The 12986-nt window shown below is 42.3% G+C and carries 10 protein-coding genes; 2 read left to right on the top strand and 8 right to left on the bottom strand.

The window, feature by feature from the left end; all coding sequences use genetic code 11:
- Positions 1-3 precede the first annotated feature (3 nt).
- Complete coding sequence (locus MKY34_RS10045; protein ID WP_342515230.1) at positions 4-810, bottom strand: HAD family hydrolase; 807 nt, start codon at positions 808-810, stop codon at positions 4-6.
- A gap of 285 nt (positions 811-1095) precedes the next feature.
- Complete coding sequence (locus tag MKY34_RS10040; protein ID WP_342515025.1) at positions 1096-3162, bottom strand: catalase; 2067 nt, start codon at positions 3160-3162, stop codon at positions 1096-1098.
- Positions 3163-3615: 453 nt separating this feature from the next.
- On the opposite strand from MKY34_RS10040, the gene MKY34_RS10035 reads away from it, so the two are divergent.
- On the top strand, positions 3616-5265 hold the full coding sequence (locus tag MKY34_RS10035) for a PucR family transcriptional regulator (RefSeq protein WP_342515024.1): 1650 nt from the start codon (positions 3616-3618) through the stop codon (positions 5263-5265).
- A 213-nt stretch (positions 5266-5478) separates the two neighbouring features.
- On the opposite strand, the gene MKY34_RS10030 is transcribed toward MKY34_RS10035, so the two are convergent.
- The 6 genes from MKY34_RS10030 to fdhA form a co-directional block, all read right to left on the bottom strand.
- Positions 5479-5892 (bottom strand): hypothetical protein, encoded by a 414-nt coding sequence (locus MKY34_RS10030; RefSeq protein WP_342515023.1) that lies wholly within the window; start codon positions 5890-5892, stop codon positions 5479-5481.
- Between the two features lie 93 nt (positions 5893-5985).
- Complete coding sequence (locus MKY34_RS10025) at positions 5986-7221, bottom strand: M24 family metallopeptidase (protein WP_342515022.1); 1236 nt, start codon at positions 7219-7221, stop codon at positions 5986-5988.
- Positions 7222-7269: 48 nt separating this feature from the next.
- Positions 7270-8586, bottom strand: a complete 1317-nt coding sequence (locus MKY34_RS10020) for an MFS transporter (RefSeq protein WP_342515021.1) — start codon at positions 8584-8586, stop codon at positions 7270-7272.
- A 180-nt stretch (positions 8587-8766) separates the two neighbouring features.
- A complete protein-coding gene (gene solA / locus MKY34_RS10015) occupies positions 8767-9948 on the bottom strand; it encodes an N-methyl-L-tryptophan oxidase (RefSeq protein WP_342515020.1) in 1182 nt (393 codons plus the stop codon).
- 306 nt (positions 9949-10254) lie between these two features.
- A complete protein-coding gene (locus tag MKY34_RS10010) occupies positions 10255-10680 on the bottom strand; it encodes a heme-binding protein (RefSeq protein ID WP_342515019.1) in 426 nt (141 codons plus the stop codon).
- Positions 10681-10711: 31 nt separating this feature from the next.
- Complete coding sequence (gene fdhA / locus MKY34_RS10005) at positions 10712-11977, bottom strand: formaldehyde dehydrogenase, glutathione-independent (RefSeq protein WP_342515018.1); 1266 nt, start codon at positions 11975-11977, stop codon at positions 10712-10714.
- Positions 11978-12429: 452 nt separating this feature from the next.
- Here fdhA and thpR point away from each other — a divergent pair, with 452 nt between their 5' ends.
- The gene (thpR, locus tag MKY34_RS10000; protein ID WP_342515017.1) at positions 12430-12972 is read left to right on the top strand and encodes an RNA 2',3'-cyclic phosphodiesterase; all 543 of its coding nucleotides are present in this window, start codon (positions 12430-12432) and stop codon (positions 12970-12972) included.
- Positions 12973-12986 lie beyond the last annotated feature (14 nt).

The following is a 12986-nucleotide window of genomic DNA, read 5'->3' as shown; positions in this document are numbered from 1 at the left end:
TCCTTATCGAACAGTCTCTTCCTTCGCCAACGTCTCCAAAATCGGGAATAGATTTTCTAAATCATCAATTTCGTAAGTTGGCGTACTTCCTTCTGCCAACTCCTTGTCCTCACGATTAATCCACACAGAACTCATGCCTACTCGTGACGCCCCTAGAATATCCGTCATCAAATTATCACCTATCATTACGGCCTCTTCCACAGCTACATCACAGATTTCCAGCACATGTTGGAAAATCGACAAGTCTGGCTTTCCTCTCCCAAACGCACCAGAAATGACAATATGATCAAAATAAGGAGCAATTTCAGGCGTGATTTCAAGCTTCGTCTGTTGTAAACTTGGCGAACCATTCGTTAACAACACTAGCTTATAACGACCTTTCAACTTGTCCAACACGCTAAATGTTTCTTCATATAAGAAAGGATGCTTTTTACGCTCTTGCGGGAATAACTCCGCCAACTCACTTCCTAGTCCTGCATCGTCAATCCCGATACGCTGCAATCCTTTCGTCCATGCTTCTCGACGATAGCCTGGCACAATCGCTTTCATCTTCTGAAAGAATTCTCCTTCATCATCAAACGTGCCCCATAGCCCTTCGAATGGGTTAATACCAATCATTTGTGTAAATTCATATGTATCGTACGTCGCATATAATGCCCTTGCTTCTGTTCGAACCGCCTCTTCAAGTACCGCTGGATCTACATCATGCACCTGCGCCGCTCGCTCACACGTTTTTCGAAATGCAGTCGCCACACTTTGTTGATCCCATAATAATGTATCGTCTAAATCGAAAATAACCGTTGTAATCATAGCTATCCCTCTCCTTTTCAACATCTCTAATTTAGTATACATCATTTTCAGACTCCTTAGCAGGGCAAAGATCAATTACGCCAAGGCGTAATTGCGTCCAGATTTTTTCGAGCTCGCTCGAAAAAATCTGTGACATCCGCCGGTGGCTTTATCTTCGTTCAGTGGGTGTTTGAACACCCACTGAACAGGAAACAAAACCGCATTTATCTCGCCACCTATCGAGGTGAGAGTTTTCTGCTGAATGAAGATAAACCGCCCCCATTACTTATAGGAGCGGCATCCTGTTTAATAAACCTGACGTTTCCAAAAGCGTTGCTGTGCAATGGCGTTAATAAATACTTGATCAAAATGCGGATTATCAGTCGCAAATACAATCCCAGGCCCCGCTTTCGCATTCGATGCTTCAAAAAATGGCAAACCCGTTTTCGCAAAGCCAATCGGTTTGTAATGCTTGAAGGCCTCGTCGATAAAGTATTCGATATTGTAGTTAAACTTTGCCTGATTCGCTGCGGTTCCTCCTACAACGTATAACGCGTCAAACAGTACAGGGTCTGTTGTCAAAAATGTTGCGTTCACCATCACCTTCTGCCCATCCGTCCCACGCACTGAACCTAACTTATCCCCCACAATGTCTACTGTGACACCATAGCGTTTGAGCATGCGAATAACTTCTTTCACTTCTGCACCGTCAAAATCATTGCCAATCAACACACCTACCCGCAATGTTTGCGGCAGTTTAATGGTATTTGCCTGGCTCAATGCTGGGGATACTGCGGTAACAGACGATTGCTGTCCGGTTGGTCGATTGACGCCAATGCCTTCCGCAATGGCCGTCGCCATCTGTTGATCGACATGGGCAAACATGTTGACCACTTGTTGCCGGACACTTCGGCTATTTACTTTCCCCAACTCAAAAATGAATGCATCCGTAATATGCTGTTTCTCCGGAGGCGACATGCTGTTCCAAAAAAGTCTTGCCTGCGAAAAGAAATCCTTAAACGACTCACTGCGCGCTTGAATGACACGCCCTTCTACTTTTTCTGCATAATGAACGAAGCCGCCTTCTTGTGCAGTTGATGTGGACGGCGTGTTATCCGCTAAGGAGTTTTTATGGTAGCTCACTTGACCAACATTAATCGTCTGGCGACTATAGCCATTTCGTTGATTATTATGAAATGGACAAACAGGGCGGTTAATAGGAATCTCGGTAAAATTCGGCCCCCCCAATCGAATCAGCTGCGTATCCAAATAAGAGAACAACCTCCCCTGTAACAGTGGGTCATTCGTAAAATCAATTCCTGGAACGACATTTCCGGGATGAAAAGCCACTTGCTCCGTTTCCGCAAAGACATTATCTACATTGCGATTTAACGTCATTTTGCCGATAATGTGCACGGGAACAAGTTCTTCAGGCCATAACTTTGTGGCATCGAGAATGTCAAAATCAAACTTAAATTCCTCTTCTTCATTAATCATCTGGACACCAAGCTCATACTCTGCAAAATTGCCATGCTCAATCGATTCCCATAAATCACGCCGCTGGTAATCAGGGTCTTTCCCTGCTATTTTTTGTGCTTCGTCCCACACAAGCGAATGGACCCCAAGCAAAGGTTTCCAGTGAAACTTCACAAATCTGGACTTTCCTTTAGCATTGACGAAGCGGAATGTATGCACACCAAATCCTTCCATCATGCGAAAGTTTTTCGGTATCGCTCGGTCGGACATTTGCCACATGACCATATGAGCAGATTCCTGATTATTGGCGACGAAGTCCCAAAACGTATCATGCGCTGAAGAAGCTTGTGGAATTTCATTGTTCGGTTCCGGCTTAATGGCATGAATTAAATCTGGAAATTTCACACCATCCTGGATGAAAAATACCGGGATGTTATTGCCAACAAGGTCATAATTCCCTTGTTCCGTATAAAACTTTACAGCAAACCCTTTGACATCGCGGACTGTATCAGAAGAACCTGAACTGCCTACCACATTCGAAAACCGCGTAAATACTGGCGTAATTGTGCCAGGCTCCTGCAAAAATCCCGCTGTCGTAAATTCCTTCATCGATTTGTACAATTCAAATTCCCCATGCGCTGCATACCCTCTTGCATGAACAACTCGCTCTGGAATTCGTTCATGGTCAAAATGCGTTACTTTTTCACGAAAATGAAAATCCTCCATTAATGTCGGGCCACGAACACCCGCTTTTAATGACTCCTCATCATTCGAAACTTTGACCGATTGATTAGTTGTCATCTTCTTGCCGAAGTTATCCACTCGATACTGCTCCAACTGCCGATCCTTACTGTTTCCGGCAACGATCCGCCTTTCATTTTTTGATGATTTGTCCACGAGATCCCCCTTTCATTCTATCAATTACGCCTCGGCGTAATTACATCCAGATTTTCTCGAATTCGCTCTCGTCTAGGCTCCGAATGCCAGCCTCTCAGGTCGTTTCAGTCTTTCTGAAAAGGCGAAAATCATGCTTTTTGCGGCAAGCCCGCCGAGGCTAAACGACATTCTCCGCTTTTGTAAAAAGCTCCTCTGAAAATCTAGGACATCCGCCGGAGGCATTATCGGGGAGGATTTGAACTACATTCCTCCCTGATAACCGCCTAGGCCACAACCTTACTATATGCAACTCATTCAGTGAATGGCACGAATGTATCCACACGTTGTTTTCCTTTCAAATACTCATCCCAAAAATCACTGTGTCGCTTTATAACATCGATAAGGAGCATTTCGCCGATTATATTTGCAATAGTTAAAATTTTCATTACAATATAACCATGGGGGTGTGAGTGTATGATCACTGTACAAGAATCGTTACGTTTGCCCGAATTACAAAAGATCATCATCCGGTCTGGACGAAGTGGGTTAGCTCGAAAAATTAGCTGGGTCCACGTAATTGATCATGATGATGTGGCACATTTTCTTGAAGGCCAAGAGCTTTTATTATCATGCGGACAAGTATGGCCCGCGGATAGGAAATCAGAAGAAAAATTCCTCAATTCACTACTAAGGCATCAAATTTCCGGTATTATCCTTGCAACAGGACGTTATTTAACACAGTGCCCGCCTGCCCTTTTAGAATTTGGCGAAAAGTATTCTATTCCAATAATGGAGGTATCCTTTCATGTTCCTTTCGTTCGAGTAACCCGTGCAATCCATCAAGAAATAATGGAACGCCAATTTAAAAATAAAGAATTGGTCAACCAAGTTCCTACAAGTCTTACTGAACTGATGCAAGTTGCAAATGACAGAAATGAAGTTTGCGAAATTCTTGCTTCATTTCTCAAATGCACCGTACTATTTACCGACGAAACAAATGCATTATTGGAAGAAGCCAGTCCAAAAGATGAACAACCAATCAACCTCTCTACAAAAATAAATACCTTTGCCGAGCAATTAAAAAACGAACAATCATATGCTAATTTTAAAACACACACAATAGAACGTCATGTTCAGGCTATTCATTTACAAAGCGCCACTCCTTATATAATTGCCGTTCCTATTTTTATAGAAGGAAATGAATACGGGACACTTTGGCTTCTCCATAATGATGATATCTTAACCGAGTATCATTCGCTTGCACTTGAACATGCAGCTCATGTACTCATCGATATTTACATGCTTCAGCAGGAAGAAAATATAAAGCGTTGGCAACTACAATCAGAAGTGCTTGGACTTCTGATTGAAAATTTGGAGACGGCTCATATTGTTGTTGATAGAAAAATGCTTGAAATCGGCCTAAAACCAGCAGGTGAATGGATGGCGGGGCTTATTCTTTCAGGCAATATTCATTTATCTACACAAACACTTTTAGAGTTAGGGTTAATCCGAGGAGTCTGCAACAAGTGGTTCAAACAGCAGAAGGAAATTAGTGGATTTTGCGAAGTATACGATGATCAAGTAGTGCTGTTATTTTCTTCAAGCCTGGAGAATTCCGAGTTGAAGAAGCGCTTAGCGATTTTAAATCAACACTTAGCGACCATCCATAATCAACTTTCTCCCGTTATTGTAATAGGTGATCGGCAAAGAGAATTACTGTCCTTCGTTTCAAGTTATAAGAGTACAAAATCGCTAGCAGCAATTGTCCAATTTAAAAGCAATTCTGGAAAAACGTACTTCACCGAACAATTCCAACGTGAAATCCTTCTTTACGGAAATATGAGCCCGGCTGACGCACACAATCTTCTAAACAAATTGTTACCCGAGGAGTTACATTTTGAACAAGATGAAATCCTTTATGAAACGTTAAAGTGCCTTGCACTGAACAGCTTTAACCGTGAAGTAGTTGCAAAAACACTACACATTCACCGTAATACGTTACGTTATCGAATAAAAAAAATTGAAGAACTCCTTCAAGACAGTTTGTCTTCACCCCATTGCCAATTCTGGATTCAAACGGCTCTTAATATCGAATCACTCTCTCGCCAACATAGGCTTGGTTAACATAACATGATAAAGTGAAACTTCAATCAGTAGGGGTTTTCCTTATCCCCCACTGATTGTTAGTTGAACCAATCGGGCTTTTACGGGCAGTTGATCTCCCACTTATCCTTAGCGTATTTCTACTTAAGTTTTAAAGTGGGAGTCTTTCTACCCATTAATGCGGGAAAAAAGTAAAAGCGTGCCTACAAGTATTCCGTAGACACGCTTTTAAAATTATAAATAGCTAGGATTAGCTAATATATTCTTGAAATAAACGGCTTCTCCATTGCTTTCACCATCGAAAATAACCGTTGTGTCAGGAGAAAAGATTAATACATCGCCAACTTCCGCTACGTATCGATTCCCTTCAACATCGCGAACAATCATTGTTCCACTTGTAACCACTTTCACTTCAATGAAATTAAAGTCTGCTGAATAGTCCTCCGAAGGCTGTAATGCAAAGTACCCCATCGTTAACTCTGCTTTTTCAGCAGTAAGTGGCACGTCAATAATCTGTCCTTTTAGGTTCGGAGTTCCACGTAACACGCTCAATTCATTGAGCTTGTAAGTTCCAGCCTTAATTAATTGAATTCCCGGCTCTGCACACAAAAAATTCTTTTTATTTTCCGTCAATGTTTTTTCAGTCATTATAATTCCCCCTAAAATATATATCTCTCTTTAGCATTTTTTGCTTTTGCAATATCGAGAGCAAAACTGCATATCGAATTTCCCAATAGGCATTTACTTTTTAATAATGTTATGTTCTGGACCAAATGGGAAACCCGTAATATTCTCAACAGAACCATCTTCGTGGATTACGAGGATATCATGCTCACGGTATCCTCCAGCACCTGGTTGACCTTCAGGAACCATGATCATTGGCTCCATTGAAACGACCATCCCCGGCTCTAGTACTGTTTCAATATCCTCTCGTAACTCAAGACCCGCTTCACGCCCGTAGTAATGGGAAAGTACACCAAAGGAATGTCCATAGCCAAACGTCCGATTTGGGAGTAAATCATGTTCACGGTAAATTTCATTCAATTCAATTGCAATATCCATGCATCTCATACCTGGCTTGATTAATTCAAGGCCTTTTTTATGCACGTTAACGTTAATCTCCCATAGCTCAAGGTGCTTATCCGATACTTCTTCCAAAAATAGAGTCCGCTCAAGAGCCGTATAGTAACCGGCAATCATTGGAAATGCATTTAGGCTTAGTATATCTCCACGCTCTAATTTTCTCGAAGTAGCCCAATTATGCGCACCATCTGTATTAATACCCGATTGGAACCAGATCCAAGAATCTCTTAATTCAGCATGCGGGTAAAGACGGGCGATTTCACGCGTCATCGCTTGTGTTCCATGCAGAGCTACTTCATATTCAGAAACGCCTACATCGATTGCCTCAACGGCTGCTGCACCACCTATATCAGCAACTCGTGCCCCATTTTTAATATGCTCAATCTCTTCAGCTGATTTGAACATGCGCTGTGCCATCGTCGCTTTTGAAATGTCTACCAGTTCGGCATCAGGAAATGCATCTTGTATTTTTTGGCGTACTTCGAGCGTTACGTGATCTTCCTCGATTCCAAGACGGCGGGTAATGTTGCCCGAGTCGCTTAAAACCTTCTTAACCGCGTGGAGGTAATTGTCTTTTTGCCAATCTGTATAAACGATATTGTCATCAAAGCTTCTGCGCCAAGGCATACCGCCGTCGATATTGGCTGAAACCGTAACATGCTTATCCTGCGTTACAACGAGTCCATAATTACGACCAAATGCCGTATATAGGAAATCACTATAGTAGTTAATATTATGATAGGAAGTGAATAACACCGCATCGATCTCTTTTTCTGCTAAAACTCTCCGTAAATTATCATTACGTCGTTGCATTTCTGCCTTTGAGAAAGTAGGAATCACTTTTTCTCCATTTTTGATTACTTTTGTTCTTGCTAGGCCTTCAAGTGTTTTCATTATTTCTTCCCCTTTCGATTACTCATTCTATTTGGCAGCTTACTGCCCTTATTCATTTCTTAAAGGTTTATTCGCCGTCTCCTTTGTCATAAGGAGGAAGACAAAGGCAATTACGGCAGCCCCCATCAAATAAAAGGCTGGGGCAAACGTATTACCCGTTTTAGCAATTAAAAAGGTGGCAATCAGGGGTGCTGTCCCGCCAAAGATGGCGTTGCCGGTATTGAACGATAACGCAAAGCAACTGAAACGTACCGATGTGGGGAACATCTCCGTCAGAAAAGTGGCAAGTACCCCATCATTTCCAGCTAGTACAAATCCAAGCATGACTAATGCCAATATTGCATAAGGACCTCCAATGGATAATAACCAAAAAGCGGGATATGTGAATAATACAAACATGATAGAAGCCCCGATAAGGACCGGCTTCCTTCCGATTCGATCAGCTAGCATTCCAACGAACGGGAGTACGAGAACGTACGTACCTAAAGAGACGAGGGTAATCAATATTCCTTTCATAACCCCAAAGCCTAACTCCTGCGTAAGGTATGTCGGCATATAGCTAAGAATCGTGTAGAAGCCCACTGCATTTAGACAGATAACCCCAAAAGCGATGAGTACTTGTTTTCGGTTTTGTTTAACCCCCTGGAATAAACTTGGTTTAGGTTTCTTCTCTGACCTATCCATTTCTTTAAATAACGGAGTGTCTTCTAGCTTAAGTCGAATCAGCAAACCAATTATGCCAAGGGGACCCGATAAGAGAAAGGGAATTCGCCATCCCCAACTGTATAGGGCTTCTTTAGTCAAGTTAAATTCAAGAAGCGATACAATAATGACCGCTAACATGAGTCCAGCCGCCGTACTTGTTGGTACCATACTGACAAGTAGCCCTCGGCGTGAATTCGGCGCGTATTCGGATATGAAAGATGCTGCCCCAGCATATTCTCCTGATGCGGAAAAACCTTGAACGAGGCGACAAACAAGTAATAACAGTGGTGCCATCACGCCAATTGCTGCATAGCCTGGCAAAATACCAATTGCAAAAGTTGACATCGACATGATAATGATTGTCAGAACCAAGACACGCTTACGTCCGATTTTATCACCAAGATGCCCCCAAATAAGCCCTCCAATCGGTCGCACAATAAACGAAACGGAAAATACTGCGAATGCTCCTAACAATGCCGCCGTTGCGTTTCCCGGTGCAAAGAAAACCGTTGCAATAACTACAGCTAAATAACCGTAGGATGCATAATCAAACCACTCTATCAAATTTCCAATCGCTGCGCCCACAACCGCCTTTTTGACGCTAGTAGAGATCTCCTTCGAGGTATCCGTCCCTTGTAGCTCGACTTCTGCTACTACCAATATGACAACCTCCTTTCTTTTTTAATATCAACCACCACAAGTCAACTACTGTGAACGTAAGGTTATTTTAAAAAATTTTGTTTAGGATGCTAATCATTTGGTAAGTATTCTAAGTCAAGATCAACGTGCGTTTGCTAATTATCTACCCCTAAGCTCCATTTGTAAGCGCTTTCATAAAATTCATATAGAAGCCTTCTCCAACAATGCTTTTAGAGCCGGACGATTGACTGAGAAGAGAGTAATGTCATGCTCTGTTTCACCTGTTAAAGCTAATTGAGTTAAGATTTCACCAACAACACTCGCAAACTTAAAACCATGCCCAGCAAACCCAGCTGCAAAAGAAATATGAGGATATTCTGGATGCTTATCAATAATGAAGTGACCATCTGGTGTTCTAGAATAAATACAGATTGCCCCTCTCTTTAACGCTCCATTTGCTTGCGGCATAAATCTTTCTAAATACTCACGAATATGTCCCTCATCATTGTCGTCAGAACCAAAGTCACGATTCATCGTATCCGGATCTATTTTGTCGACATATTCATGTCTTCCGACTTTCACACCACATCCACCAAACGTTGGAAACCCATAATAGATTGCTTTTGTCTCCCCCGTCGGAACTTCAACCATAAAAGTAGGGAATGCATTCGTATTATACAATGATTCATCAGCCTCGAACCAAGCGACAGGTTGACGAGTTGGTGTTATTGGCAAATCAAGATTAAGATTTTGGGCTATTTTTCTATTCCAGGCACCACCACTAAGAATTAACTTGTCTGCAGTAAATGTTCCGTTCTTTGTGATCACCTTAACAGTATCTTCGAAAGCCTCAATGTCTACAACCGGATTGTTCATAGAAAATTCAGCACCATGGTAATCCGCTAGCTCTCGATAAGCTCTGATACAATTTTCGCTATATAAAAACCCTGAGTTAGGCTCATAAAAAGCGATGTAATCATCTGGAACAGTCAGCCCAGGCCAACGCTCATTCATTTCCTTTCCTGTGAGTAGATCAATTTCTAAATTATATTCTTTTCCACTGGCAATCGCTTCATCGATAAATGCAGATTCGCCTTTAGGGCCAAAGCCAATGGCGCCTACCCGTGTAAATATTTTGTGATGGGATTGCTTTTCGAGCTCATTCCATAACTCCTGGGACCTAAGTGCAAGAGGAACATATTCTCGTCCTTCACCGTAAGCATGGCGAATAATTCGCGTATCGCCGTGGTGGCTCCCCTGTGTATGTGGCGGATCATTTGCATCAATCAGTAACGTCTTCGCCCCTTGTTTTGCTAAAAAATAACCGGCAGCCATTCCCATTGACCCTGCTCCGACAACAATTACCTCATAATGCTTCTCCATAGTACTCCCCCTATCGAGTTGTTAAATTCTCGTCATTTCTTATGGAATAATAGATTGTTACTACTGTTTTTTACAATTAGCAAACTAAAACCTTCCCTATATGGGTTGAACTTATGATTTTCACGTAATCTCCATCGCAGGCGTCTACCGGGGTCGCCGAAGCAATAAGACTGATGGTGGCTTTCCATCAGGCTTATTGCGGGAGGCATCCCCAAGCGCCAAGCGTTGTTAATAGGGTTCTTTAGTTCAACGTATATAGCATTCTAAGATGTAAAAGACAGTAGCTTACTATCTAGTTACAGCTCCTTACCGAACAGGCACTTTGTTATTTTCAAATGCTCGAACAGCAGCTTCAGCCACTTTAACGTCGTTTGGAACTGAGCTTCCGCTTACCCCTACAGCACCGACGACTTTACCATCCGCTACAAGTGGTATCCCTCCGCCGAATACAACAATTTTCCCACTATTTGTAGTAGTTAGCCCGTAAAGTTCGGCGTTTGGTACTGTAGCGTCAGCTAAATTTGCTGTCGGTGCCTTTAAAGCAACAGACGTCCATGCTTTATTTTGAGAAATTTCAATACTAGCAATCCAGGCATCATCCATTCGGTGTTTTGCAATGAGATTCCCACCTTGGTCTACAACTGAAATTACCATATTGACACCTAAGTTTTTCGATTCCTGTTCAGCACTCTCAATTAGTTTTTTTGCTACTTCCAAATTAATTTTCGTCATTTTCAACCATCCTCCTAGTTTTTAATAATCTTCACCTAGTTAACGTACCGTGGGGATCAATCACAAACTTCCTTGCTGCCCCTTTATCAAAAGCTTGGTAAGCTTCAGGTGCTTCGTCGAGGGAAATAACTGTCGCATTCACTGCTTTCGCAATTTGTGCTCTGCCGCTTAAAATCGATTTCATCAAATATCTATGGTATTGCATAACGGGCGTTTGCCCTGTTACAAAAGTATGTGCTTTTGCCCAACCTAGGCCGAAACGAATTTTTAGCGTCCCTACCCTCGCATCTTCATCAATTCCACCTGGATCGCCTGTTACGTACAATCCTGGAATACCAAGTTTACCGGCCGCACGGGTAATGTCCATAATGGAGTTGAGTACAGCTGCTGGCGCTTCGCCTTGTCCCTTTCCATGCCCATGTGCTTCGAAACCAACAGCGTCAACGGCACAATCCACTTCCGGAATACCTAGAATTTGCTCAATTTGTTCGCCTAAATCATCGTGCTTACTTAAGTCAATCGTCTCACAACCGAAACTTCTCGCTTGCGCTAATCGTTCCGGAATGAGATCGCCGACAATGACTGCCGAAGCTCCTAATAGTTGTGCCGAATGAGCAGCTGCTAATCCAACGGGACCTGCACCAGCAATATACACCGTAGATCCAGGTCTTACTCCGGCACTATATGCACCATGATACCCAGTCGGGAAGATATCAGAAAGCATTGTCAAATCAAGAATCTTGTCCATCGCCTGATCTTTGTCTGCAAACTTGAGTAGTTGAAAGTCTGCATATGGAACCATGACATATTCAGATTGACCGCCAACCCAGCCCCCCATGTCTACATAACCATAGGCCGAGCCTGGACGATCCGGATTAACGTTGAGGCAGACGTGGGTATTTTGCTCTCTACATGAGACACAGCGCCCACAAGCAATATTAAACGGAACCGAGACTAAATCACCTTTTTTTATAAACTCTACGTCACGTCCTACTTCAATGACTTCACCTGTAATTTCATGTCCGAGGACAAGGCCAACTGGAGCAGTTGTTCGACCACGAACCATATGCTGATCACTTCCACAAATATTCGTTGTGATCACTTTTAGGATGACACCATGATGGCACTTTCTTCCCACATTTTTCGGATTCACGCCAGGACCATCTCTTAATACTAAATCTGGGAAGCTAATATCCTGAACTTCAACTTTCCCTTCACCTGCGTAAACGACGGCCCTATTTCCAACCGTGCTTACTTTTTCATTTTTGCCCCTAGCAATTTCTTTGTTTCTTACCATATCCATTTCCTCCTTTTTAAAAATACATTTACGGAGAACTAGCGCTTCTATGCATCTACTTGTTGAAATTATTTAAATCATTTAATTTAACACTGTTTCATACGTTTTAAACCCTAGTGTAAATCCAAAGTCTATAACCGTCTGAATATTAAATTATTTGATTAAGTTTATCATACATCGCTTCACCCTATGGAACAATTGGATGCCAATGCTCAACTTTCCAAGTGCAAATTAGGAATCATTGTGCATTGCGTACAAGTGAATGAGTAGAAATTATGATGAAGTTACTTGTAGTTGATTTTTCTGCGATTACCTTTTCTAGTTTCGCCATTATGTTGCTCAATTTCATCTATTGGTGCAAATTAGATGGCGCTAAGTATCCGGCTTAATTCGACTTATTTGGGCTATAATAGAGTTTGAAAGTCATTGTAATAGAAGAGGAGGAACAGCGAATGGAACAGCATTATTTCATCGGCGTCAAGGTTCCAACGCATTTTGAAGCACAAGTTGAACAAGTCAGGGAACGATACCGCTTGCGTGATACTTATAAAGTAATTCCACATATTGAGGACTTCCATGTAACGCTGCTTTACTTAGGCGCTGTTTCCGAGCATCGTCTTTCGCCGCTGAAGCAGATGCTAGCAGTGATTGCAGGTCGTCACTTGTCTTTTTCAATTGATATAGATGGGCTGTCGTATTTCGGGTCATCTTCCGGCCCACGTGTTGTGTATTTAGCTATCAATCATTGTGTACCATTAACTTCTTTACAACGGGAAATTAATACTGCAGTTAGCCATCACCTAGCATTACCACTTTTCAATCGATTCGTGCCACATGTTACAATTGCGAAGAAACGGAAAGACTCTGGGCCAGTCTCCATTGAAAAAGAAACCTTCAAGCCAATCGAAGTACTGGTTCAATCATTCTCACTTTTTGCAGTGCATCCACATAAGACACCAAAATACGAAGCCATCGAGTCGTTTCATCTTCAGTGAGCGTAAATCAAGGT

The organism is Sporosarcina sp. FSL K6-1522 (assembly GCF_038622445.1).
Classification (GTDB): domain Bacteria; phylum Bacillota; class Bacilli; order Bacillales_A; family Planococcaceae; genus Sporosarcina.
Note: the sequence above shows the minus strand (reverse complement) of the source record. Positions and strands in the feature narration are given on the sequence as shown.

Excerpts from the sequence above, each read along its gene's own strand:
- MKY34_RS10045 (WP_342515230.1), bottom strand. The coding sequence starts at position 810 with ATGATTACAACGGTTATTTTCGATTTAGACGATACATTATTATGGGAT.
- MKY34_RS10035 (WP_342515024.1), top strand. The coding sequence starts at position 3,616 with ATGATCACTGTACAAGAATCGTTACGTTTGCCCGAATTACAAAAGATC.
- MKY34_RS10030 (WP_342515023.1), bottom strand. The coding sequence starts at position 5,892 with ATGACTGAAAAAACATTGACGGAAAATAAAAAGAATTTTTTGTGTGCA.
- MKY34_RS10025 (WP_342515022.1), bottom strand. The coding sequence starts at position 7,221 with ATGAAAACACTTGAAGGCCTAGCAAGAACAAAAGTAATCAAAAATGGA.
- solA (WP_342515020.1), bottom strand. The coding sequence starts at position 9,948 with ATGGAGAAGCATTATGAGGTAATTGTTGTCGGAGCAGGGTCAATGGGA.
- MKY34_RS10010 (WP_342515019.1), bottom strand. The coding sequence starts at position 10,680 with ATGACGAAAATTAATTTGGAAGTAGCAAAAAAACTAATTGAGAGTGCT.
- fdhA (WP_342515018.1), bottom strand. The coding sequence starts at position 11,977 with ATGGTAAGAAACAAAGAAATTGCTAGGGGCAAAAATGAAAAAGTAAGC.
- thpR (WP_342515017.1), top strand. The coding sequence starts at position 12,430 with ATGGAACAGCATTATTTCATCGGCGTCAAGGTTCCAACGCATTTTGAA.